Here is a 21,526-nt window from a genome sequence, read left to right on the forward strand (position 1 = left end):
GCAACGTGACCCGCGCCCCGGCGCGTCACCCGCCACCCACCCCCATCGCCCTTAAGTCGTTCTTACATAAGGCAGTCATGGATACGGGTTCTCGACTCAAACTAGTACGCGAAAGCTACAAACTCTCCCAGCGCGAGCTGGCCCGGCGTAGCGGCGTGACCAATGCCACCATCTCCCTGATCGAACAGAATCGCGTCAGTCCCTCCGTCAGCTCATTGAAAAAGCTGCTCGAAGGCATCCCGATGTCCCTGGCCGACTTCTTCACCTTCGACCAGCCGCCGCGCGAACATCAATACGTCTTCCGCGCCAACGAACAGCCCGACCTCGGCCGCCACGGCCTGCGCCTGCTACTGATCGGCGCCTCGGTACCAAGCCGCCAGATGCGCTTGCTGCGCGAGCAATACGCACCGGGCGCGAGCTCCGGGGAAGAGCCGATTGTTCACTCGGAAGGTGAGGAGTGTGGGCTTGTGACGCGCGGGACTGTCGAGTTGACCGTGGATGGCTCGGTGAGTGTGTTGAATGCCGGGGATGGGTATTACTTTCCTACGACGTTGCCGCATAAGTTTCGCAATATCGGGGCGGATGAGGCTGAGATTATTAGTGCGAATACGCCGGCTAACTTCTGATTGATGCTTTAGGTAAAAACCATTCGCTGTAAGTAAATCCGACGCCTTGTTGAAGGGCATCGGATTTTTTTTGAGTCGAGGAAAGGTTTGCAGGCTTGTCGGTTTTCATTTGTAGGAAGGCTCTGAATGAGCGCGTGACGATGCAGGGCTAATGGCGTAATGAATTATCTGGCATGGTTACATTGCTTTGCGCTTTTTTTTCGAGGCGAAGGTGTGGCGGACTAGTGAGTGTTCGGGAAATGTGTCTTGCTTCGCGCTCAATCATAAAGGGTGTCCTCGGCTGTTTTTGATTTTGGAAACGCCTGACTCAAACTGAATAGCTCCTGCGATCACGCCTATTCCGTTCTCGATGTAGAAAGCAGATTTCCTTGAAAGCTCTGAATACTCGCTCCTAATTGCATCAAATCCTTGTTTTGCACTAATAACACCTTCATCTACCGCTCGAACAATCTCATTCGCATAAGATGAAACAACCTCGCCAAGCTTGAGTTGGCTGAAGCTATCGTACAACCGAATCGCGCCGATCTGGCACCCGAATGCGACCAGATCGGAAGCAGCCCGGGTAACGTCGTTGATGTCACACGAATCCTCATTCATCTTCATTTTCCCAACGGCTAAAACCGCACGTGCCCGCCTGTAGGTGTGTCCAACTGATTTCGCGATAAGTAAACGACACCAATTCTTGAGGCTGAGCGTCGTTCAAGTGGATGGCGTGGGGAACCTGGAGGTTGATGTGGGCGATTTTTGCGCCGGCAATGTGGATTTTGAAGTACTTGTCCTGTGTGCCAGCGGGTGAGGTTCGGTAGAAGAAGATGGTGCAGTCCAGCACTTCACGCTCATGAAGTGCGGCGGATAGCAGTGGTGAGGATTTGTCGATGTTCTTGGTAATCATGATCGGCAAGTGTTGGCCACGATCTGCGGTGACGCCGCCGTTATTGCCGGTGGTCATGTTGTGGGAATAGCCCAGTACCATTATTTCGTCAAGGTGACCCAGTTGGCACTTGTTGCCGATTGAATTAGTGTCGGAACAACCGGCGGAGATCAGTCCTCGTCTGTTTCCGGTAATGCTCATGTAACTGTGGTTGGCCATGGATGCTCTGCTTTATTGAATGGAAAACTCTTGCTTGAAGAGTAACCGTCCACTAAAGCCGGAACAGTGAGGCGTCGGTGCGCTGTTGGTGATTTTCAGAAGCGTCTTACAAGGGGCGCGGAAGTCAGGAGGTGATTATTCCGAAGTGCCAACGACGTTATCGCTGATTCGATGACCGGGCGTTTATGAAATTGGCACTTTGGCAACGTTTTGGTTATGAGGTGGGCGCGTCGAAGCCTCGCTGTTCGATTACCCGAAACACGTCACTCACGTCTTGCACCATGATTCTGGCGATATTGGTCACGGTGTTGATGTCGTGTTCGGCGTAGTCGGGGAGGCTGGTGCAGGCGATGAGGTCGAGGTATTTGAGGACGGCGTTGAGACGCTCGGCGAGGCAGGCGTGGAGTTCGCGCAGTGGGGCGTCGGCGTCGATGAGTAGGACGGGGTTGTCGGTGGCGGGATGGGACATGTGGGCGTAGTGGTGGAGCGGTTTTTTGATCGTCATAAGATTGCTCTTCAAATAATTAAGAAGTGCCACCTTTCTGCTGCGAAACAAATGGGTGGCAGCTGTATGCGGGTTCGCAGACCGGAGAAGAGTCAAACCGGCAGACCCGAAGGTCTCCCACACACAGCCGCCATATAACGAAACGGCGGCGAATTTTGCCACAGTTGTCATCTAGCGGTGTGTGTCACTTCTGAGGGCTGCGAAACCCATCGCCAACTGCGGTCAGCGACAGCCCCACTCTAGGCAGCAATTCCTGCCGCCACAACCGACCTGTAGGACGCAAACCCTACCCTGTGGCGAGGGAGCTTGCTCCCACTCGGTGACGCATTCGTCGTAATCCGTGGCCTGCGGCGTGTCTGGAGAAATGAGCTCGCCGGTTTGGGGCCGCTTCGCAACCCATCGGGTATGAATCCCCTCGCCACAAGGGGTGTTTTCCTACGCGTTTTTCAGACTCTAATTCGGTCGATCTCAAGGCATGGCTTTTGTTTGGTGCGCGGGCCACAAACACTACTTCGCCTTCCAATTCCCCCCACCACTTTCACAATCAATCTTCGCCTGCCCCAAATCCTCCGCACCGTAGTAATACGTAGTCACCTGCGCACCATCCGGGATGTTCAACGCCTTGGCGTTTTTATCCTTGCTGGTGGAGTGCGGGTTGGCGAGGGATTCCTGGGTGAGGGTGGCGATGCAAGTAGCCTGGTAGTGGTCGTCGCACTGCTGGACCTTTTTCTTGACGGCGTTGACCATGTCTTTGCTTTCGTTGCTGCACGACCAATCGATGGCGTTGACCGGCGTTCCTTCGTACTCATAGCAACTGTGGCCGGATACGGCAGGCACGGCGGAGCTGGAAGAACGGGTTTGGACGTCGCAGCCTTCGGCCATGACGCAGGTGGGGATGACGCAGAAAGTGGCGAGCAGAAGCAGGAATCGAATGTTCATCGGTATTTCCTCTTCAATGGCGCCGGTTCTGAGCATTCAGTTGGCGCTATAGGGTTTCGAGAGGGCGTACATGACGGAGGTTCAATCGGGTTTTTCATTTGCGCGGTTCGCGTAGACTGCGAAACAATCGGAAACATTCAACGCACCCAAGGAGTGGAAGTTGCCCATGATTGAAATCGACAGTCGCAACGACTCTCCCGCCTCGCGCCAACGGAGATGCTCATGACTCAAACACTCGAACGCGCTATAGCCATCGCCGCCACCGCACACGCCGGGCAGGTGGACAAGGGTGGGGCGCCGTACATTCTGCATCCGCTGAAAGTGATGCTGCGCATGACCACGCTGGAAGAACGCATCGTCGCCGTGCTGCACGATGTGGTCGAGGATTGCGAAATCAGTCTCGATGATCTGCGTAAGGAAGGCTTCAGCGAAGTAGTGCTGAGCGCTATCGAATCGGTGACCAAAGTGCCCGGCGAGTCCTACGAGGATTTCGTCGAACGCGCCGCGCAGAACCCGATCGGCCGTGTGGTGAAACTGGCGGATCTGGAAGAGAACAGCGACCTGTCGCGGATCGCCTCGCCGAGTTGGGAGGATCTGGAGCGGATCGAAAAGTATCGGCGCGCGATTGGCCGGTTGCGCTCATAAATTGCGACGCCCTCGTGTAGGAGCTGCCGAAGGCTGCGATCTTTTGACTTTGATTGTAAAAAGCAAGATCAAAAGATCGCAGCCTTCGGCAGCTCCTACAGGGGATCAGGTTGGTCAGTTGAATAGCCAGGAAGGCGAATATGAAATCCATTCTGTGTTTGTTGATCGCCGCCGGGTTTGGCGCGGTGTTGCAGTCCCTCGGCGTGCCTCACGGTTTGCTGTTGGGCTCGATCCTTGTCACGGCATTGGTCGTGACAAAATCGGGTTTCGCACCCGCGACGCCTTATGGGCTGGGTTATATCCAGGTCACCCTGGGCATCGCCACCGGGCTGATGTTCGAGGCGTGGGACAGTGCGACGGCGTCGACCATGCTCCCAAGCCTTGGCGTTTTGCTGCTGTGTCTGACGGTGCAGATTGCCCTGGCGGGTTGGTGGCTGACGCGCGGGGCAGGGTGGAATCGCACTGATGCATTGTTGGCGGTGTATCCGGGGGCGTTGGCAGCGGTTTTCGATTTGCTGGAGTCGGAAAAGGCTTCAAGCAAAGTCATCATCGTGCACCTGATGCGGTTACTGCTGATCACGGTGCTGGTGAGCTTTTTGATTCCGGGACAGGCATCGGTGGCGGTGGTTGAAAGCGCTCCGTTGACGACGGGGATGGCGCTGACCATATTCGCAGTGATCGGTTTGAGCGTCGTGCTTGGACGCTTGCTCCTGGTGATCGGCGTGCCGGCGCCGTTCATGCTCACGGCGATCATCATCACGGCGGTTTTCGTCAAAGCAGGGTGGCTGCACGGCTTTCACATGCCGGAGTGGAGTTTGAATCTGGCGGCACTGATTCTTGGCGTGCGAATCGGCTCGCGGTTTCAGGGTCTGGGCGTCAAGGAGTTGGGCCAGCATGGCCGCACGGCGCTGGTCTCGGTCGGGTTGATGATCGTGGTCGCGGCGGGATTTGCGGAAGTGGCGGCGCGATTTTTGGACAGTGATCCGCTGTCGCTGTGGCTGGCGTATATGCCGGGGGCGATTGAGACGATTGCGATTGTCGCGTTCGCGGGTGGACTGAATGTGGTGTTTATCCTCACTCACCACTTGGCGCGGATGGTGCTGCTGCATTTTGCGCCGGCGTTTTTGGTGCAGGTGCGGCGGGTGCGGGAGGGCTAGGGTGAGGGGCTCTTGATCCTGCCTCTTGAACTACACTTCTTGATTACCCCGCATCACCGCCAACCCCAGGCCCGCCGGAGGTAATCATGAATCGCCTAACGTCCATCACGCTTATGATCGCTGCCCTGTACGCCACTCACGCCAGCGCCGAATCCATCGTTCCGCTCAAAGGCCAGTCTTCTCAACAAACCCAGATCGACATCAACGACTGCCACTCCATCGCTTCGTCTTCGCCGACTTCAACACCCCAAGCGGGTGGTCGTCTGAAGGGGGCCGCTGTCGGTGCCGCTGCCGGAGCAGTAGGTTCTGAAGTCCGCGGCCGTCAACACGACGAGGTTTACGACCGCGTCGACGATGATCGCAAACAGGATTACCGACAGAACCGGGCCCAGCAAACCGCTGCGGCCGGTGCGGTAGTCGGTGGCTCTCGACAGCGGCAAGAACGTCGCGCGCAGAGCAAAACCGATGCAGCGGCCAGTTCCAGTGCTTACACCGGGTGTTTGCAAGGACGCGGCTATCAGGTCACGCCCTGACGGCGGGTTCTGTGCCCTTGGAGCAGGTGCATCATCAATACGCCGTAAAGCGTAACCAGAATAAACAGGGCCATGCGCACGGCAAACGCTGTGTAGACGTCTTTGCCTGCTGCGCTGTCCTGCACTGATTGGCCGAGCAGGATGATCATCGTTATCAGGGTGTTGAGCCAGAACCCCGGGCTGAGTTGCGTCGGGCTGAGGCGATAGAGTTTGCGCGCCAGCCATAGCCCGATCAGCAGCGTCCACAGAAAGAACATCCACAGGTGCACGAAAAGGCTTAATCCGCACCACACCAGCACCGCCAAAACGCCGGCGAGCAGGGTCGAACCGAGCAGTTCACGCCCCGCGTGATGGGTGTTGGTCGTGGAGCTTTGTTGGCCGAGGCTGACAGCTTTGAGGATGATCGGCATGTAGCTGGCCGGGTCGCTCAGGGCCAGCAAAAAGGTTGGCAGCACGATCAACGTGGCGCGCAGGGCCACACGCGGTACTTCGTCGGCGGGCATGGCGGGCGGCTTGGGTGGGAGGGGGCTGTTTGCCGGTTCCGGGAATAATGCGTGGCTGACACCGACCACCGCCACCGCCAGCAACAGGCCTTTGACCAACGCACCAATCACCGCCATCGCCAGATCGAATTCGGCGAACCCGGCGGCGGAGATCATGGTCATGCCGATCACCAGAAAGGTCACGATCAACGGGTTGCCGCCGCGCAAGCCAAAGCGGAACACCAGAAACAGACCGAGGCCGATCAACAACACGCCACTCACCGGGTAGTAACGCAGCAGCGGCGTCAGCAGCAGCCCGATGCTGGTGGTGAGCGCCGCGACCAACGCCAGCACCAGCGCACCTTTGAGCGGCAATGGCCGGGGCAGACTGGCCAGCAACAACACCGCCAGCACCGGCGAAATAAACGCCAGCGGCAGCGCCAGCGCATAACTCACGGCGGTGCACAGCGCGGTGCCGAACGCCAGGCGCAACGCCCGTTGCGCCGGGACGCTGCGCTCAGTAGGCATACGACAGCCAGCTCATCAGCCCGACAAACAGCCGCCCCAGCGGATTGAGCGGGTTGCCTTCGCTGGGGAAGGCCATGACTTCAGCCTGACCACCGGCACGGATCGCGCGGTTGTCGATCAGGCGTTTTTTCGCCTCCTCAGTGAACTCGATAATCACCGGAAAACGCTGCGCCGGACGCAGCCAGTCGCGGCTGTTCTGGATACTCGGCAAGGTGCCCGGCGCTGGCGTCTGGCCTACGCTGACGCCATAGCCGACGCTGCGCACTCGGCCATCGAGGACTTCGCCGGGCAGCGCGTCGAGGACGATGGCCACCGGTGTTCCGGGTTGCACGCGGCCGAGGTTGTTTTCGGTCAGATCGGCGCTGATCCACACATCATGAATGGCGATCAAGGTCATCACCGGGCTGCCGACAGCGGCGAACTGGCCGACATCGGTGCGCAGGTCGGTGATCAACCCGGCCGAACGTGCGCCGATGCGAGTGTTGGCCAGATCCAGTTCGGCTTTGGCCAGTGCCGAGGCCGCGCTGCGCAGCTGCGCGTTGGTGTCGGTGTTGCCACCTTCCTGCTCCTGCGCGCGCTGCACTTCGGCCCGGGCGGCGGCGACCTGGGCGACCGCCTGTTCGCGGTTGGCTCGCGACACTTCGAGCAAACGCACGGAGATGGTGCCCGGATCCTGTTTGTACAAACCTTCGAGGCGTTGATTGTCTTGCCGCGTCTTGAGCTCGTTGGCTTGCGCGGCACGCAGCGAGGCCTGCGCCGAAGCGATGCCGGCGGTGCTGGCGCCGACCTGCCGGCGGGTCGATTCCAGATCGGCTTTCGCCCGATCCACGGCGATTTGCAGCGGCTGCGGATCGAGCTCAAAGAGGACGTCGCCAGCCTTGACGTCTTGGTTGTTGCGCACGTTGACCCGGATCACGCGGCCGGCGACTTCCGCCGCCACCGGAATCACGAATGCGCCGACCCGCGCCTGCTGGGTGTAGGGCGTGTAGCGGTCGGCGAGCAGGTACCAGGCCAGGCTCAGCACAATCAACAGCAGCACCCAGCGGATACCTTTTTTGGCCGGATCGGTCGGGGTTGGCGTGGGCGCCGGAGGGGGAGGTGCGGCGTCAGTCATGGCGGCTGTCCTGCGACGGGAGTGGATACAGCGGTTGGGCGTGCGGCGCGGTGAGCAAGTCGCCCCAATTAGTGCGTTGTTGCATCTGTTCGCGGGTCGGCTCGTCGATCTGCGGCGAAGTGCTTTGCCAACCGCCGCCAACGGCTTTGTAGAGGGCGATCAGGTTGCTCACGGCGTTGCTGCGACTGACCAGATAGTTGTCCTGCAATTCCAGCAGCGCGCGTTGCGCGTCGAGCACGCGCTGGAAGTCCGAATAGCCTTCGCGATATTGCGTGTTGGCCAGCACCAGTGAACGCCGCGCGGCGCCTTCGGCCTCCCGCAGAATCCGCTCGCGTTCCAGCGCTTTGCTCAAGCCACTGGCGGCGTCGTCGGCCTCGCGTGCGGCTTGGCGTACCTTGTCGCGATAGGCTTCGATCAGTTGCTGCAAGCGTGCGTCCTGCACCCGTATGTTGTTGCGGATACGCCCGTAATCGAAGATGTTCCAGCGCAGGCTCGGCCCGCCGATCAGGTCGAGGCTGCGCGGCGTGGCGCTGAGGGAGTCGGTAGACCACACGATGCTGCCGAGCAAGGTCAGCGATGGATACAGATCGGTTTCAGCGACACCGACCAGCGCCGATTGCGCGGCGACATTCAGTTCCGCCGCGCGCACATCCGGACGGCGCAGCAGCAGGTTGGCCGGTACGTCTTGCAGCACGGCGCGATCCACCAACGGAATCAGCCCCGGTTGTTCGGCGAGCAGCGCCGCGCCGCCGGGCGGCTGGCCAACCAGCACCGCCAGCGCATTGCGCGTGCGCAGCAGCTGATCTTCAAATGCCGGGATGCTGCTAAGCGTGCCAAGGTATTGGGTTTTCGCCTGTTGCAGATCGAGTTCAGCGCTCTGGCCGCTGTTGAAGAGTTTTTCGGTGATCTCGAAATTACGCTTCTGCTGGACAGCGTTTTCCCGCGCGACGCGCAGCCGCGCTTCAGTGGTGCGCAGGGAAAAATAGGTGTCGGCGACTTGTGCGCGCAGCAATACGAGGGCGTCTTCGTAGTTGGCTTGCGCGGCGAAATATTGCGCATCGGATGACTCGATGGCGCGACTGAAGCGGCCCCAGAAATCCAGTTCCCAACCGACATCAAACGCGGCGCTGTGCTGCCAGAAGTGCAGATCCTGCGGATTGTTGCCGCCGGACTGGTGACGGTCGATGTAAAGGCTGTCGACGCCGAGCTGTTGCAATTGCGGGTAGCGGCCGCTTTCGGCGATACCCAGTTGTGCGCGGGCTTCGAGAACTCGCAGGCCTGCGATTTTCAGACTGCTGTTGCGCGCATCGGCTTCGCTGATCAGGCGATCCAGCACCGGGTCACCGAAGACTTGCCACCATTGGCGCAGATCGGGATGGGCGGCGCGTTCACTGGCCTGCTCCAAGGCCGTGCTGTTCCATTGTTTGCTCCATGCTTCGGCGGGCGGCTGGAAATCCGGCCCCAGGCGCACGCAACCGCCCACACTCAAGACACCGAGCAATAACAAATGACCGGATCGCGTCAGCAGTGCTGTTGTTGCAGGCATTGCTTGTTTCCCGGGCCGTAAATATCAGTGGAGCATAGACGGCCAATTGCAAGTTGTTCGGGCGAATCTGCTGCTACGCTTTTGAGGCATCGCAACTCCACCCAGACAGGTAAGAAACCATGGACACTGCCCAAGATCCGCAGACCCCGGCGGCACCCGCAACCTGGCGCTTCAAGGTCGGTGTGGGGATCATTTGCCTGATGCTCGGTTCGTGGTTGATGGTGCCGCTGGCGGCCGCGCTTGATGTGCCTGGCTCAAAAGTCGCGGCACTCACTGGCGTGTTGTTTATCAGCAACAAGGTGTTGTTGCTGGTGGTGATCGCGGTGATGGGCAAGGCCGGATTTGCCGAACTCAAGCACACGATCGGGCGTTATGTCTCGGGGATCATTCCAGCCCCGGTGGACGAGGTTGGCCCGACGCGCCATCGCATCGGCGTGGTGATGTTTTGCCTGCCGTTGCTGTCGTCCTTTCTGGAACCGTATTTCGATAACTTCTGGCCAGGGTTGCGGCCCAACCTGTGGCAAATGCAATTGCTTGGGGATTTGATGTTTGTTGGCAGTTTTTTTGTGCTGGGGGGGAATTTCTGGGACAAGGCTCAAGCGCTGTTCGTGCGCAAGGCGCGTGTGGTCAGCGTTTGAGAGAGCGTGAAATCATGTCGGTGAGGGGATAAATCCCCTCGCCACGATCCTGATATGCGCGTGGAGAATGTGACCGCATCACGCGTGCCCGAGGGCAACCGCGAAAGACACAACGATCATGCAAGCGAAGGCGAAATTGAGATTCATGCGGTGTCCATCCTGAGACTTTTGAGAGTGGCGTCATTCTGAACAGGTTGAATGCAAAGGAAAAATTCGCCTTGTCGATTCCAATGATCGAAGCCATCGATACCTGTCTGTTTGTGTTTGCCTGAGGCTTTCGCTAATCTGCGCGAAAACCTGCAACTACAAGCATAAACAGGCAGAACCATGCACGATCATTCCGTCACCGAACTGCCGTCCCTGCGCCGACAGAAAATCCTTTTGATTCTGGAACGCGACGGCAAGGTCATGGCCTCCGAGCTGAGCCAGCATTTTGCGGTGTCTGAAGATACGATCCGCCGAGACCTCGCCGAACTCGACAACGCCGGGCTGGTGCAGCGAGTACACGGCGGGGCGTTGCCGCGGCCCAAAGACACGGGCAAGGATTACTTCACCCGCATCAGCGAAACCGATGAAGTGAAGACCCGCCTGGCGCAGCTCGCTGCCGGAAGGGTCAAGGACGGCCAGATCGTGCTGTTCGATTCCGGTACCACCACGTTGCAGATCGCGCGCTCATTGCCTGCGGATATCCGGATTACCGCCGTTACCACGTCGCCAATGACCGCGATCACACTCGCCGAATACCAAGGCATCAAGGTGATTCTTGCGGGCGGGCAACTCAATCTGGCGACGATGTCAGTCAGCGGCCACGAAACCGTGCGGCTGCTGCAAAGTATCAAGGCTGACGTGTTGTTTACCGGAGTCTGCGCGATTCACCCGGAGGTGGGGCTGAGCTCGCTGTATTTTGATGAGGTGCCGGTGAAGCAGGCATTGTTCGAGAGCGCCGCCCAAGTGATTGCAGTCACCACGGCGGACAAGCTGGGGGCGGTCGAGCCGTTTGTGGTGACGCCGTGCAATCGCGTGCATACGCTGATTACCGAGCAGCATCTGGCATCGGGCAGTGTCGAGGATTATCGGCGGTTGGGGATTGAGGTGGAGCAGTTGCCGGATTGAGATTTTGTGTTGAAGCTAATGGTCTCATCGCTGGCAAGCCAGCTCCCACAGTGTCCGCGTCGTACACAGAGTCCATGTACACCAATAAAAACCTGTGGGAGCTGGCTTGCCAGCGATGGGGCCAGGGCCGTCAACGCAATTTTTCAAGCATCTGGTAATACCACATCCCCGCCGCCAGCAAGGGATTGCCGAGCAAATCCCCCATCGGCACGCGAATGTGCTGACACGCCGCGAACGTATCGTACTGCTCCATCTGCCCGGTAATCGCCCGACTCATGATTTCGCCCATGATGTGCGTCGTGGCGATGCCATGGCCCGAGTAACCCTGGCAGTACCAGACGTTGTCCGAGAGTTTGCCCAGTTGCGGGATACGGTTGATGACGATGCCCATCGCGCAACTCCACTGATAGTCGATCTGCACGCCTTTGAGCGCCGGGAAAGTCTGCTCGATGCACGGGCGCAGTTCGGCGGCGATGTCGCGTGAGTCCTTGCCGCTGTAGTTGGCGCCGCCGCCAAACAGCAGACGGCCGTCGGCAGTAAGACGGTAGTAGTCGAGGACGAAACGGCAGTCGTACACCGCGAGGTCTTCGGGGTTGATCTGCCTGGCCAGATCGCCCAGCGGCGCGGTGGTGACGATGCCGCCCATGGCCGGGAAAATCTTGCCCTTTAGCTGGCCAGGTTCGAGCTTGTGATAAACGTCGCCGGCCAGCATCACCTGGTTGGCGTCGATCTGGCCGTGGGCAGTTCTCACGCCTGGAGTGTCACCGTGAATGATCTCCAGCACTTCGCTGTTTTCGAAGATCAGCGCACCGAGACTTTCCGCCGCCCGCGCTTCACCGATGCACAGGTTGAGCGGGTGCAGGTGCATGTTGCGAGTATTCTTGATCGCGCCGTGGTAAAGGTCGCTTTGCAGCAGATCGCGCACCTGACTGCGGTCGAGGAGTCTGACCTCTTCACCCAGACCGCGACGCACCGCTTCTTCGTAATCCTTGCGCAGATCGCTCATGTGGCTCGGCTTGTACGCGGCGTGCAGGTGGCCGTGCTTGAGGTCGCACTCAATGGCGTATTTTTCCACGCGCTGTTTGATGATTTCGTGGCCGCGCCAGCGCAGGTGCCAGATGAAATCGTCGACCTCGTCACCGAGTGTCGGGCGCATCTGTTTGCGCATGGCGCCGTCGCCGGAGAGGCTGCCGGTGACCTGCCCGCCATTGCGCCCGGTGGCGCCCCAGCCGATCTTGTTGCTTTCGACGATGGCGACCTTCAAGCCTTTTTCGGCGAGTTCGACAGCGGTGGCGACGCCGGTGAAGCCACCGCCGATGATCACCACATCAACCTTGTGCCGGCCCTGCAGGGTCGGGTAATCGGTCTCTTGGTTGAGGGTGGCGGTGTAGTAGGAATTGCAACGTTCAGTCATGTCAGTGTCCACACAAAATTCGGGAAGCTAATCGGGATCCCTGTGGGAGCTGGCTTGCCAGCTCCCACAGGTTAGCGGGGTGTAATCAGGCCTCGGTCAGATACCAGCGCCAATCCTGCTCACCCACTTCAGCCATGAATTGCCGATACTCGGCACGCTTCACTGCCAGATACACCCCGAGAAATTCCTGGCCCAAGGCATCGCGTGCCCACACCGAATGTTCCAGTGCCTGCAACGACGTCAGCCAATCGGTTGGCAGCAATTCCTTGGCTTGCGCATAGCCGTTGCCCTCAACCGGCGCGCCCGGATCAAGGTTCTCCCTAATGCCCCGATGTATGCCGGCAAGAATCGCCGCCGCTGCCAGATACGGGTTGGCGTCGGCGCCGCAGATGCGGTGCTCGATGTGCCGGGTGTTGGCCGGGCCACCGGGTACGCGCAGGCTGACGGTGCGGTTGTCGACGCCCCAGGTCGGCGCCAGTGGCGCGTAGCTGTTGGCCTGAAAGCGTCGGTAGGAGTTGGCGTTCGGGCAGAACAGCAGCAGCGAATCGAGCAACGAGGCGAGCATGCCGCCAATCGCCGTGCGCAGCAGCGGTGTGCCGGCCGGGTCTTCGGAGGCGAACAGGTTGCGCCCCTCACCATCGGCGAGGCTGACATGCATGTGCATGCCGGTGCCGGCCAGATCATCGAACGGTTTGGCCATGAATGTCGCCTGCATGCCGTGCTTGTGCGCCACGGCTTTGACCAGTCGCTTGTAGCGCACCGCCTGATCCATCGCCTCCAGCGCATCGCCGTGTTCGAGGGTGATTTCCACCTGACCCGGTGCGTATTCCGAGATTGCCGTGCGCGCCGGAATGCCGTGCAGTTTGCAGGCGCTGTAAAGGTCGGCGAGGAACGGTTCGATCTGCTCCAGCTCGCGCAAACCGTAGACTTGGGTATGTCGCGGTCGACCACCATCAGCATCGAGTGCCGGTTGCGGACGACCGTTGTGATCGCGTTTGGCGTCGAGCAGATAAAACTCCAGTTCGCAGGCCATCACCGGGTTGTAGCCCTCGGCCTTGAGGCCGTCGATGACCTTGATCAGCAGGTGTCGCGGGTCGGCAATGCTGGCGGGCATGCCCTCGGTCGGGTGCATGCTGACCTGCACTGCAGCGGTCGGAATCTTGCGCCACGGCAGGCGCACCAGACTGCCTTCCAGCGGATAGGCGCGGCAGTCGATATCGCCGACATCCCAGACCAGGCCGGAGTTCTCAACGTCCTCACCCTGCACGGTCAGACCGAGGATGGTGCTGGGCAGCGGGCGACCGCTTTCATACACGGCGAGCAATTCTTCGCGGTGCAACAACTTGCCGCGCGGCACGCCGTTGGCGTCGAGGATGAACAGCTCGATCATGTCGATGTCGGGGTTTTGTTCAAGGAACAGGCGTGCGTCTTCAATGGCTGCGAATTTCATGGCAAACACTCACGTTGGCGCCGCACAGGCGCGCAGGTTCAGGCCGGACGCGGCGCGAGAATAGGCGCGGGCGTCCTGGCAGGGAATATCAGGGAGCAGGGGGCTGTCGCGGGTTTTAAACGGGCGCGATCAGAGCGTCCGGGCGATATCCGGCGGGCGTGCGGAGTGACGCAGCTTGGAACGGCGCAGGGCCATGGGGAGATTGACGATACGATTCATACGCCGCCCCTGTGAGAGAGGGCGCGCTGAGTAGAGACGGTCAACGATTCTGGTTGTTGTAGTGACGTGCTCATAACGCATGTTTCCGTTGGCGGAAAACGTCGGCGGCGGGACTGACCCGTCGACCGGTGTGCCCGGATAGTAAGGGGGAATCCGCGGGCGTGTAAACGACTGTTTCCGGGATGCGCTGTGACCGGTTGCTCAGCGCAGCAGACGAACGCCCGGTCTCACGGAGACGCAAACGATCAACATGACATGGCTCCCGCGCTTGGAAACGGAGTGATCAGCTCAGGACATACTCGATCGGCTTCAGCGGCGGCGGAAGATCCGCCACGCCGAGTTCGGCGAGAATGTCGCGCTCGATCGTGCGCACCAGCGCGTCGGTCGGCAGATCATTCTCATCGCGGCCAAACGGGTCTTCCAGTTCATCGGCAATCGCGTCCAGACCAAAAAAGGTGTAGCTGACAATCGCGGTAAACAAGGGCGTCAGCCAGCCCAGCGGTTCGGCCATGGCGAACGGCAGCAGGATGCAGAACAGGTAGATCGTGCGGTGCAACAGCAGCGTGTAGGGAAACGGCAGTGGCGTGGTTTTGATCCGCTCGCACACGGCTTGCGCTTGCGTCAGGCTGGTCAGGTGATTGGCCAGCAGCATGTAGCGCCACTCGCTCAGCTCACCGTTTTGATGCAGATCGGAACACTGCTGGCCGACCTGTTGCAGGATCCGCGCGCTGTAATCCGGCACCCCCGCATCGTGTTTTGGGGTGATCCACTGACGGCTGGCGTCGGCTTCACTCTCCTTGCGCAACCGCGCATTGAGCGCATGGGCAAAACCGCACAGGTTGAGCAGCAGCGGTTTGCGTTCTGCGGATTCGCGGATGACATGGGTTTCGCGGATGACCGACCGAATGTGCACGATCACCTCACCCCAGGCCTTGCGTGCCTCGTACCAGCGGTCGTAACAGGCGTTGTTGCGAAAGCTCATGAAGATCGACAGCGACAAGCCGAGCAAAGTGAACGGCGTGGCGTTGACCTTGGTGAAACTGCTCGGATGAAGGATTTCGACCAGCACGATGGCCGAGGCCAGCAGCGTGACCATCAAGGTGCGCAACGCGATGCGCTTGGCAATCGAGCCCTTGAGGGTGAAGAGAATGGCGAACTGGCTGACCTTGGGTCTGATGATCATGCAGAGCGGTCCCGATAACGCAGGAAAGCGGCGGATCAGCCGCCGGTCATATTCATGAAGCGTACGACCTGGACGTCGTCGTTGATTTCGAAATTATGCCGATACGGTTTGATTTTCATCGCCTCGATGATGGCGTTCTCCAGGCGTTGCGGATGCCCCGGATGAGCGCGCAGCACTGCTTTCAAATCCACCGAATGTTCGTTACCCAGACACAGTAGCAGACGACCTTCGACGGTGAGCCGCACCCGATTGCAGGTGCCGCAGAAGTTGTGGCTGTGCGGCGAGATAAACCCCAGACGAATCTGCGGGGCCTCGGCCAGACGCCAATAGCGCGACGGGCCTTGAGTCGATTCCGTAGAGTCGATCAGCGTGTAGCGCTCGGCGATTTTCTCGCGGACCTGCACGCTGGAAAAAAACGACTCCGCACGGCTGTGGTCGCTGATGATCCCCAGTGGCATTTCCTCGATGAAAGAAATATCGAGCTGACGGTCGATGGCAAAACTCACCAGATCATTGATCTCGTGATCGTTGCGGCCCTGCATCACCACGCAGTTGAGTTTAGTGCGGGTGAAACCGGCCTGGCGCGCGGCATCGATGCCGTCGATCACTTGCGCCAGATCGCCAGTGCGGGTCATCTGCTTGAAGCGCTCGGGATCGAGGCTGTCGAGGCTGATGTTCAGGCGTTTGACCCCGGCGTCGAACAGCGGCGCGGCGAGTTTGCCCAGTTGCGAGCCGTTGGTGGTCAGGCACAGTTCACGCAGGCCGGGCAGCGCGGCGATCTGTTCGCACAGCTGCACCACGCCGCGACGAATCAGCGGCTCGCCGCCGGTGAGGCGAATCTTGCGGGTGCCCAGCGCGACGAAGCTCTGCGCCAGTTGAAAGATTTCTTCCAGCGTCAGCACTTGCTGGCGCGGCAGAAACTGCATGTCTTCAGCCATGCAGTAGACACAGCGGAAGTCGCAACGGTCGGTCACTGACATGCGCAGATAGTCGACGCGGCGGTTGTGAGCATCGATCAGGACGCGCTCTGTCATGACAGCCTCGCAGTATTGAAACCGCTGATGAACGGGTTTGGACGGGCAGGGTAGGCGTAACTGCCATGGGCGTCCAATCAGTGAAAGTTAACGGCTGATTGATCGCGTCGATGATCAAGTGTGGGAGCTGTGTTGGTCGAAAATCCGTGAACACCGCAAGACCCTGTGGGAGCTGGCTTGCCAGCGATGAGGGCCGCACAGTCGACATTGATGTTGGCTGACCCACCGCCATCGCTGGCAAGCCAGCTCCCACACATTTTGTGGTGTGCACAGAATCAGTACACATCACCGAACATTGCAGGCGTGAGCCTGAGGGTTATTGCGCACCAAACATCGCGGTCCAGTAAATCCCCGCATCGCTTTTCGGATCGGTCGCATAAGCGGCCCCCAGTTCCTTGTATTGCGGGTTCATCAGGTTGGCGCAGTGGCCGGGGCTGGCGAGCCAGCCGTCGACGACTTTGCCCACGGTGTCTTGGCCGGCGGCGATGTTTTCACCAACCAGTTGCCCGCTGTAGCCCGACAGCTCAGCGCGATCGCCGGGGGTGCGGCCGTCGCGGTCTTTGTGGTCGAGGTAGTTTTTGTTGGCCATGTCGCGGCTGTGATCCTGAGCGACAGTGCCCAAGGTCGCATTCCACGCCAGCGGTGCGGCGGCGGCAAAGGCCTGGCCGCCACACTGGCGTGGCTGGCTGCGTGCGGTGTTGAGTTGTTCGAGCAATTTTTGCCCTTCACTCTGCGCGTCGCCAAGTTTGGCTGACAGCAGCGGCCGCGCCAGCACAATGCGCCAGTCGCGATCGGCGCGGCTGACGCCGACATCGACAAACTGCGGATCCAGCACCACCTGACAGAAGCTCTCCTGAATCGCCTTCATCGCCGACGCCGCATCCCGTGGGCCGTTGAGGGTGATCGCCTGTACGTTGACCATCGGGTAACTGGCGCTGGCCATGGCTTGCTGCAGATTGACGGCGCCGCTGGCCGGCAACCTCAGGCGTGGATCAGCCGACAGGGGCGGCAACTCACTGGACGCCTGCGTGCCACAACGTTGCGGCTGGCTGCGATAGCTGTTGATCGACTCGATCAGTTGCAACTCGTCGGTGGCCATGGCCGAGGCGGCAAACATCAGGCCTGCGGACAGCGCGGCAAATCGCAAAACGGACGGCATGAAGCGCATGGAATTCTCCCTTGAGCTGAATGCGCCCATGATGCGCGAAACGCCCCCGGTGGGTGCAATGTCTTTTTCTTCCGTCGACAGTTTTTTCTACGGAACGCTGCGGTTGATTTAGCCGTCTACACTCAGCCAAGACCCCGGGATCCGGGCGTCTCCCCGACGTAACACCTTGCCCGCACCGGGCCCTGCCGGAAGAGTTCACATGGGATTGAAATGGTTGGCTGGCTGCTTCGCAATAACCCTGTTGGCCAGCGCTGCGTGGGCCACCGATCAAGCGCCGATCAAAGCCAAGGCCGAAGAGAAAGCCCAGGTGCTGGAAGAAAAGGCCGCCGATAAAGTCAGCGCGGCACCGGCGCCGAAATCCGAGGCGATCACCCCGAAGGAAGTGCAGGCGGTCGACCCTGCCGGCGCCGCGCCGCTGGATGATCCGATCACTTGTCTGGCGCGTAGCATCTACTGGGAAGCCAAAGGCAAGGACACGCCGGAAATGGAGGCCGTGGCCAGTGTTGTGATGAATCGCCTCGGCCACGAAGGTTTTCCAGACACGGTGTGTGCCGTGGTCAAGCAAGGTTCGGAAACCAGGAGCTGCCAGTTTTCCTGGTGGTGTGACGGGCGTCCGGATCAGGTCAAGGAAGACGCCGAATACGCGCTCGCCAAAGAAGTTGCCGGCAAGGCGCTGAACCGTCAGCTCAAGGATCGCACCAACGGCGCGTTGTATTTCCACGACCGCAATGTCCACCCGAGTTGGGCCAGGGAATACCGGAAAACCGCCGAGACGAAAAAATTCCTCTTTTATAAACCCGCTGGCGGCGATGCGCGCTAGGTGCAGACTTCCCGCACACAATCGCGCAACCAGCGATGCGCTGGATCGGCATCCATGCGCGGATGCCAGAGCATCGACACGCTGATCTGCGGCATCTTCAACGGCAGGTCGAAACTGTGCAGGCCCGTGCGCAGTTTGCTCGTGTGACGTTCCGGGACGGTGGCAATCAGGTCGGATTCACGAACCAGCGTCAGTGCCGCCGAAAACCCGCCGAACGACGTGACGATGTCCCGTGTCAGTCCGCACTCGAGTAGCGCTTCGTCTACCGGGCCGCTGCTGCGCCCGCGCCGTGACACCAGAATATGCTGGCCTGAGGCGAAGCGTTTGGCGCTGACTTTGCCTGCGCTCAAGGGATGACCCTCACGTACCACACCGATCCAGTGATCGTGAAACAGGATGCGGCTGTGCAGCGTCGGGTCGGTGCTGTCGTCGACTACACCTGTCTCCAGATCCACCCGGCCTTCGCGCAGCAGCGTGCTGTCCTTGTCGGCTTTCTGCACAAAACGCAAACGCACGTTGGGCGCCTCGGCGGCAACCCGGGCAAGCAGGGCGGCGGCGAAGGTTTCAACAAACCCGTCGGTATTGCGCAAGGTGAAGGTGCGTTGTAGCTGCGCGGGATCCAGCACTTGCGCAGGGCGCAAAACCGCCTCGGCCTCCTGCACCAGATGGCTGACCCGTTCGCGCAATTCCAGCGCGCGCGGGGTTGGCACCAGGCCTCGACCGGCGCGCACCAGCAACGGATCTGCGGTGGTTTCGCGCAGACGGGCCAAGGCGCGACTCATGGCAGAAGGGCTCAACCGCAGGCATTTGGCGGCGCGAGCGACGCTGCCTTCACGCAGCAGCACGTCGAGGGTGATCAGCAGGTTCAGATCCGGCGTAGTCATGACATGGCGTTCTATGCAGGTATTGAGTGCAAAGCATGCGTCTTGCGCCTTGTATTGTCGAGGCTCAGGCTATGGCGCATGTCCTTTGTACAGTGAGCACGCCATGCCCAGACAACCCCTCGATACCCAAGCCCGCTGGGCGCTGACCAGTCTGGCGCTGTCGATGTTGATGCCGTCGCTGGACACCAGCATCGCCAACGCCGGGTTGCCGACGCTGGCGGCGGCGTTTGATGCAACGTTCCAACAGGTGCAGTGGATTGTTCTGGCGTACCTGCTGGCAATCACCACGTTGATTGTCAGCGTCGGACGTCTGGGCGATGGCTTTGGTCGGCGGCGATTGCTGTTGATCGGGATAGGCATTTTCACCAGTGCTTCATTGTTTTGCGCGCTGGCCCCGGGGCTTGGCTGGCTGATCGGCGCGCGGGCGGTGCAAGGCATTGGCGCAGCGATCATGTTTGCATTGACGGTCGCACTGGTGGCCGATGCGGTGCCCAAAACGCGGGCGGGCAGTGCGATGGGGTTGCTGGCAACGATGTCGGCCACCGGCACCACCCTCGGCCCGTCGCTGGGTGGGTTGTTGATGGCGCATGTTGGCTGGCAATCGATATTTTTACTCAACGTGCCATTGGGACTGCTCAACGCATGGCTGGTGTACCGCTATCTGCCGGCAGATCGAGCCGCAGGGCCGCGAGTTGCGTTTGATTACCTTGGCAGCGGGGTGCTGGTGTTGACGCTGGCGACCTATGCGCTGGCGATGACGCTTGAAGGTTTCACGCTGAGGTTGCTGTTGATCAGCCTGTGCGGCGTGGGTTTGTTCATCGTGATCGAGATGAAAGCCAGGGCACCGCTGATTCGTCTGTCACTGTTCGCCGATCTACGCCTGAGTGGCAGTCTGGCGCTGACGTTGCTGGTGACGACCGTGATGATGACCACGCTGGTGGTCGGGCCGTTTTACCTGAGCCGCGGTTTGAGTCTCAGCCATACCGTGGTCGGGCTGGTGTTGTCGGTCGGGCCGTTGCTGGCTGCGCTCGGTGGCGTTCCTGCCGGACGGCTGGTCGATCGTTTCGGCGCACAGCGGGTGGTGCCGGGCGCCTTGCTCGGGATGGTTTGCGGTTGCGGGTTATTGGCGCTGCTGCCGATGAGTTTCGGATTGCCTGCTTACGTGTTGCCGATGACGGTGATCGCCGGCAGTTACGCGCTGTTCCAGGCGGCCAACAATACCGGGCTGATGGCGGCGGTCAGTCAGGACCAGCGCGGCGTGGTGTCGGCGCTGCTCGGACTGGCCCGCAATCTGGGGTTGATCACAGGTGCGGCGGCGATGGGCGCGGTGTTTGCCGTGGCCACCGGTAACCCGACGCAAGCGCCCGCCGCCGTCATCGGCAGTGGCATGCACATCACTTTCGGTGTGGGCACGGCATTGATGGTCATGGCCCTGATCATCAGCCGAATGCAGATCAACGACAGGGGCGAGCCTGCTCGCGATGGCGTCGGCACAGCCAAAACGACCGGTGACTGAGACTGCCTGGGCCGAAAAATTGTGGACACCACTAATCCTTGTGGGAGCTGGCTTGCCAGCGATGGGGTCGGCACAGTCGACAGTGATGTTGACTGACCCACCGCCATCGCTGGCAAGCCAGATCCCACAGGTGGTTTTCGCAGTGCGGGGGGCACACCACCCCTAAAGGGTTTTGTGGTGTTTCTCTTAGCTGGCGTGGGTACTGATGATGCTCGCCACCTGCTGCGGCTGGCAGTTGAGATACGGCGACTTCCTCAACCAGCGCTGATCCGGGTACCACGAGAACATGAACTGGCCGTTCTTCAGTTTGTCGATCACCTGTTTCGCAATTTGTGGGCGGACGGCCGGGCAACCCTGGCTGCGACCGATGCGGCCCTGACGCTTGCTCCACAACGGATTCACGTAATCGGCGGCGTGAATGACGATAGCGCGATCACGCGCCAGATCATTGAAACCGGGCTCCAGACCATCCATGCGCAGCGAGTAACCATGAGTGCCGCTGTAGCTTTCCTGGGTGCGGAACAAGCCGAGACTGGACTGATAGCTGCCTTCGACATTGGAAAACTGCGTGGCGAAATTTTCCCCGGAGTTGGAACCGTGGGCGACCAGATCGCGCAGCACCAGTTTTTTCCGGTTGAGGTCAAAGATCCACAGTCGGCGTTCGGTGGACGGTTGCGAATAGTCGATGATCGCCAGGTGGCGGGACGGCTTGGCTCCGCTGTTGACCGCACATTGCATGGCGCTCAAGGCACCTTTCAGCGCCTGGGGATTGAGTTCTGGCGCGGCGTGCGCGAGGCTGGTGAAGAGAACCGGCGATGGTTTGCCGGCGGCGAAAGCTGGACTGCTCACGGCGACAAGGGTCGCGGTGGTCAGCAGAAGTCGGCGCAAATACGTCAACATTTATAAAGTGTCCTCAACTTGC

General features: G+C 60.2%; 22 protein-coding genes. 8 read left to right on the forward strand and 14 right to left on the reverse strand.

Annotation, left to right across the window (positions count from 1 at the left end; genetic code table 11):
• The first annotated feature begins 77 nt into the window (after positions 1–77).
• Complete coding sequence (locus JJD74_RS16435) at positions 78–626, forward strand: cupin domain-containing protein (protein WP_042558757.1); 549 nt, start codon at positions 78–80, stop codon at positions 624–626.
• A gap of 261 nt (positions 627–887) precedes the next feature.
• Here the strand turns inward: JJD74_RS16435 and JJD74_RS16440 are convergent, their stop codons facing one another.
• The 4 genes from JJD74_RS16440 to JJD74_RS16455 all read right to left on the reverse strand — a co-directional run bounded on the left by JJD74_RS16440 (position 888) and on the right by JJD74_RS16455 (position 3,160).
• The gene (locus tag JJD74_RS16440; protein WP_115146832.1) at positions 888–1,223 is read right to left on the reverse strand and encodes a hypothetical protein; all 336 of its coding nucleotides are present in this window, start codon (positions 1,221–1,223) and stop codon (positions 888–890) included.
• The gene (locus tag JJD74_RS16445) at positions 1,216–1,716 is read right to left on the reverse strand and encodes an Hcp family type VI secretion system effector (RefSeq protein ID WP_200615790.1); all 501 of its coding nucleotides are present in this window, start codon (positions 1,714–1,716) and stop codon (positions 1,216–1,218) included. Before JJD74_RS16445 ends, JJD74_RS16440 begins: the two co-directional genes overlap by 8 nt.
• A 214-nt stretch (positions 1,717–1,930) precedes the next feature.
• Complete coding sequence (locus JJD74_RS16450) at positions 1,931–2,221, reverse strand: hypothetical protein (protein ID WP_047300721.1); 291 nt, start codon at positions 2,219–2,221, stop codon at positions 1,931–1,933.
• Positions 2,222–2,728: 507 nt separating this feature from the next.
• Positions 2,729–3,160 carry a hypothetical protein gene (locus JJD74_RS16455; RefSeq protein WP_042558760.1) on the reverse strand — a complete coding sequence of 144 codons (432 nt, stop codon included), beginning with the start codon at positions 3,158–3,160 and terminating at the stop codon, positions 2,729–2,731.
• A 222-nt stretch (positions 3,161–3,382) separates the two neighbouring features.
• Between JJD74_RS16455 and JJD74_RS16460 the strand changes: the two genes are divergently transcribed.
• The 3 genes from JJD74_RS16460 (at position 3,383) to JJD74_RS16470 (ending at position 5,495) form a co-directional block, all read left to right on the forward strand.
• A complete protein-coding gene (locus JJD74_RS16460) occupies positions 3,383–3,805 on the forward strand; it encodes an HD domain-containing protein (RefSeq protein WP_200615814.1) in 423 nt (140 codons plus the stop codon).
• A gap of 140 nt (positions 3,806–3,945) precedes the next feature.
• On the forward strand, positions 3,946–4,962 hold the full coding sequence (locus JJD74_RS16465) for an AbrB family transcriptional regulator (protein WP_200615824.1): 1,017 nt from the start codon (positions 3,946–3,948) through the stop codon (positions 4,960–4,962).
• 86 nt (positions 4,963–5,048) lie between these two features.
• Positions 5,049–5,495, forward strand: coding sequence for a YMGG-like glycine zipper-containing protein (locus JJD74_RS16470; RefSeq protein ID WP_042558763.1), 447 nt, complete (start codon positions 5,049–5,051; stop codon positions 5,493–5,495).
• On the opposite strand, the gene JJD74_RS16475 is transcribed toward JJD74_RS16470, so the two are convergent.
• The 3 genes from JJD74_RS16475 to JJD74_RS16485 are packed head-to-tail and all read right to left on the reverse strand — an operon-like array spanning position 5,480 to position 9,165.
• The gene (locus JJD74_RS16475; protein ID WP_200615833.1) at positions 5,480–6,505 is read right to left on the reverse strand and encodes a DUF2955 domain-containing protein; all 1,026 of its coding nucleotides are present in this window, start codon (positions 6,503–6,505) and stop codon (positions 5,480–5,482) included. The two genes, JJD74_RS16470 and JJD74_RS16475, sit on opposite strands and share 16 nt — an antisense overlap.
• Positions 6,495–7,619 carry an HlyD family secretion protein gene (locus tag JJD74_RS16480; protein ID WP_200615836.1) on the reverse strand — a complete coding sequence of 375 codons (1,125 nt, stop codon included), beginning with the start codon at positions 7,617–7,619 and terminating at the stop codon, positions 6,495–6,497. The genes JJD74_RS16475 and JJD74_RS16480 overlap by 11 nt, the downstream gene beginning before the upstream one ends.
• Positions 7,612–9,165 carry an efflux transporter outer membrane subunit gene (locus JJD74_RS16485; protein WP_234451773.1) on the reverse strand — a complete coding sequence of 518 codons (1,554 nt, stop codon included), beginning with the start codon at positions 9,163–9,165 and terminating at the stop codon, positions 7,612–7,614. Before JJD74_RS16485 ends, JJD74_RS16480 begins: the two co-directional genes overlap by 8 nt.
• 119 nt (positions 9,166–9,284) lie before the next feature.
• Here JJD74_RS16485 and JJD74_RS16490 point away from each other — a divergent pair, with 119 nt between their 5' ends.
• On the forward strand, positions 9,285–9,803 hold the full coding sequence (locus JJD74_RS16490; protein ID WP_042558768.1) for a transporter suffix domain-containing protein: 519 nt from the start codon (positions 9,285–9,287) through the stop codon (positions 9,801–9,803).
• Between the two features lie 327 nt (positions 9,804–10,130).
• Complete coding sequence (locus tag JJD74_RS16495) at positions 10,131–10,916, forward strand: DeoR/GlpR family DNA-binding transcription regulator (RefSeq protein WP_042558769.1); 786 nt, start codon at positions 10,131–10,133, stop codon at positions 10,914–10,916.
• A gap of 130 nt (positions 10,917–11,046) precedes the next feature.
• On the opposite strand, the gene JJD74_RS16500 is transcribed toward JJD74_RS16495, so the two are convergent.
• The 5 genes from JJD74_RS16500 to JJD74_RS16520 all read right to left on the reverse strand — a co-directional run bounded on the left by JJD74_RS16500 (position 11,047) and on the right by JJD74_RS16520 (position 17,384).
• Entirely contained in the window at positions 11,047–12,330 is a 1,284-nt protein-coding gene (locus tag JJD74_RS16500; RefSeq protein WP_200615839.1) for an NAD(P)/FAD-dependent oxidoreductase, read from the reverse strand.
• An 85-nt stretch (positions 12,331–12,415) separates the two neighbouring features.
• Entirely contained in the window at positions 12,416–13,780 is a 1,365-nt protein-coding gene (locus JJD74_RS16505; protein WP_200615841.1) for a glutamine synthetase family protein, read from the reverse strand.
• A gap of 502 nt (positions 13,781–14,282) precedes the next feature.
• Positions 14,283–15,182 carry a bestrophin family protein gene (locus tag JJD74_RS16510; protein ID WP_200615842.1) on the reverse strand — a complete coding sequence of 300 codons (900 nt, stop codon included), beginning with the start codon at positions 15,180–15,182 and terminating at the stop codon, positions 14,283–14,285.
• Between the two features lie 35 nt (positions 15,183–15,217).
• Positions 15,218–16,216: a GTP 3',8-cyclase MoaA gene (moaA, locus tag JJD74_RS16515; protein ID WP_047300730.1), complete on the reverse strand. Its 999-nt coding sequence runs from the start codon at positions 16,214–16,216 to the stop codon at positions 15,218–15,220.
• A 316-nt stretch (positions 16,217–16,532) separates the two neighbouring features.
• Positions 16,533–17,384 (reverse strand): CAP domain-containing protein, encoded by an 852-nt coding sequence (locus JJD74_RS16520; RefSeq protein ID WP_042558774.1) that lies wholly within the window; start codon positions 17,382–17,384, stop codon positions 16,533–16,535.
• Positions 17,385–17,583: 199 nt separating this feature from the next.
• Between JJD74_RS16520 and JJD74_RS16525 the strand changes: the two genes are divergently transcribed.
• A complete protein-coding gene (locus JJD74_RS16525; protein ID WP_042558775.1) occupies positions 17,584–18,204 on the forward strand; it encodes a cell wall hydrolase in 621 nt (206 codons plus the stop codon).
• Here JJD74_RS16525 and JJD74_RS16530 read toward each other — a convergent pair.
• On the reverse strand, positions 18,201–19,088 hold the full coding sequence (locus tag JJD74_RS16530; protein WP_200615843.1) for a LysR family transcriptional regulator: 888 nt from the start codon (positions 19,086–19,088) through the stop codon (positions 18,201–18,203). The two genes, JJD74_RS16525 and JJD74_RS16530, sit on opposite strands and share 4 nt — an antisense overlap.
• A 103-nt stretch (positions 19,089–19,191) precedes the next feature.
• Between JJD74_RS16530 and JJD74_RS16535 the strand changes: the two genes are divergently transcribed.
• The gene (locus tag JJD74_RS16535; protein ID WP_200615846.1) at positions 19,192–20,604 is read left to right on the forward strand and encodes an MFS transporter; all 1,413 of its coding nucleotides are present in this window, start codon (positions 19,192–19,194) and stop codon (positions 20,602–20,604) included.
• Between the two features lie 186 nt (positions 20,605–20,790).
• On the opposite strand, the gene JJD74_RS16540 is transcribed toward JJD74_RS16535, so the two are convergent.
• Positions 20,791–21,504, reverse strand: a complete 714-nt coding sequence (locus tag JJD74_RS16540) for a murein L,D-transpeptidase catalytic domain family protein (RefSeq protein WP_200615848.1) — start codon at positions 21,502–21,504, stop codon at positions 20,791–20,793.
• Positions 21,505–21,526 lie beyond the last annotated feature (22 nt).

Origin of the sequence: Pseudomonas sp. MF6776 (genome assembly GCF_016613125.1) — a bacterium.
GTDB classification, from domain to species: Bacteria; Pseudomonadota; Gammaproteobacteria; order Pseudomonadales; family Pseudomonadaceae; genus Aquipseudomonas; species Aquipseudomonas iridis.

Coding starts and splice junctions, on each gene's coding strand:
- JJD74_RS16500 (WP_200615839.1), bottom strand. CDS start 12,330: ATGACTGAACGTTGCAATTCCTACTACACCGCCACCCTCAACCAAGAG.
- JJD74_RS16540 (WP_200615848.1), bottom strand. CDS start 21,504: ATGTTGACGTATTTGCGCCGACTTCTGCTGACCACCGCGACCCTTGTC.
- JJD74_RS16460 (WP_200615814.1), top strand. CDS start 3,383: ATGACTCAAACACTCGAACGCGCTATAGCCATCGCCGCCACCGCACAC.
- JJD74_RS16445 (WP_200615790.1), bottom strand. CDS start 1,716: ATGGCCAACCACAGTTACATGAGCATTACCGGAAACAGACGAGGACTG.
- JJD74_RS16465 (WP_200615824.1), top strand. CDS start 3,946: ATGAAATCCATTCTGTGTTTGTTGATCGCCGCCGGGTTTGGCGCGGTG.
- JJD74_RS16520 (WP_042558774.1), bottom strand. CDS start 17,384: ATGCGCTTCATGCCGTCCGTTTTGCGATTTGCCGCGCTGTCCGCAGGC.
- JJD74_RS16530 (WP_200615843.1), bottom strand. CDS start 19,088: ATGACTACGCCGGATCTGAACCTGCTGATCACCCTCGACGTGCTGCTG.
- JJD74_RS16535 (WP_200615846.1), top strand. CDS start 19,192: ATGCCCAGACAACCCCTCGATACCCAAGCCCGCTGGGCGCTGACCAGT.
- JJD74_RS16505 (WP_200615841.1), bottom strand. CDS start 13,780: ATGAAATTCGCAGCCATTGAAGACGCACGCCTGTTCCTTGAACAAAAC.
- JJD74_RS16495 (WP_042558769.1), top strand. CDS start 10,131: ATGCACGATCATTCCGTCACCGAACTGCCGTCCCTGCGCCGACAGAAA.
- JJD74_RS16435 (WP_042558757.1), top strand. CDS start 78: ATGGATACGGGTTCTCGACTCAAACTAGTACGCGAAAGCTACAAACTC.
- JJD74_RS16510 (WP_200615842.1), bottom strand. CDS start 15,182: ATGATCATCAGACCCAAGGTCAGCCAGTTCGCCATTCTCTTCACCCTC.
- JJD74_RS16525 (WP_042558775.1), top strand. CDS start 17,584: ATGGGATTGAAATGGTTGGCTGGCTGCTTCGCAATAACCCTGTTGGCC.
- JJD74_RS16485 (WP_234451773.1), bottom strand. CDS start 9,165: ATGCCTGCAACAACAGCACTGCTGACGCGATCCGGTCATTTGTTATTG.
- JJD74_RS16440 (WP_115146832.1), bottom strand. CDS start 1,223: ATGAATGAGGATTCGTGTGACATCAACGACGTTACCCGGGCTGCTTCC.
- JJD74_RS16480 (WP_200615836.1), bottom strand. CDS start 7,619: ATGACTGACGCCGCACCTCCCCCTCCGGCGCCCACGCCAACCCCGACC.
- moaA (WP_047300730.1), bottom strand. CDS start 16,216: ATGACAGAGCGCGTCCTGATCGATGCTCACAACCGCCGCGTCGACTAT.
- JJD74_RS16475 (WP_200615833.1), bottom strand. CDS start 6,505: ATGCCTACTGAGCGCAGCGTCCCGGCGCAACGGGCGTTGCGCCTGGCG.
- JJD74_RS16470 (WP_042558763.1), top strand. CDS start 5,049: ATGAATCGCCTAACGTCCATCACGCTTATGATCGCTGCCCTGTACGCC.
- JJD74_RS16450 (WP_047300721.1), bottom strand. CDS start 2,221: ATGACGATCAAAAAACCGCTCCACCACTACGCCCACATGTCCCATCCC.
- JJD74_RS16490 (WP_042558768.1), top strand. CDS start 9,285: ATGGACACTGCCCAAGATCCGCAGACCCCGGCGGCACCCGCAACCTGG.
- JJD74_RS16455 (WP_042558760.1), bottom strand. CDS start 3,160: ATGAACATTCGATTCCTGCTTCTGCTCGCCACTTTCTGCGTCATCCCC.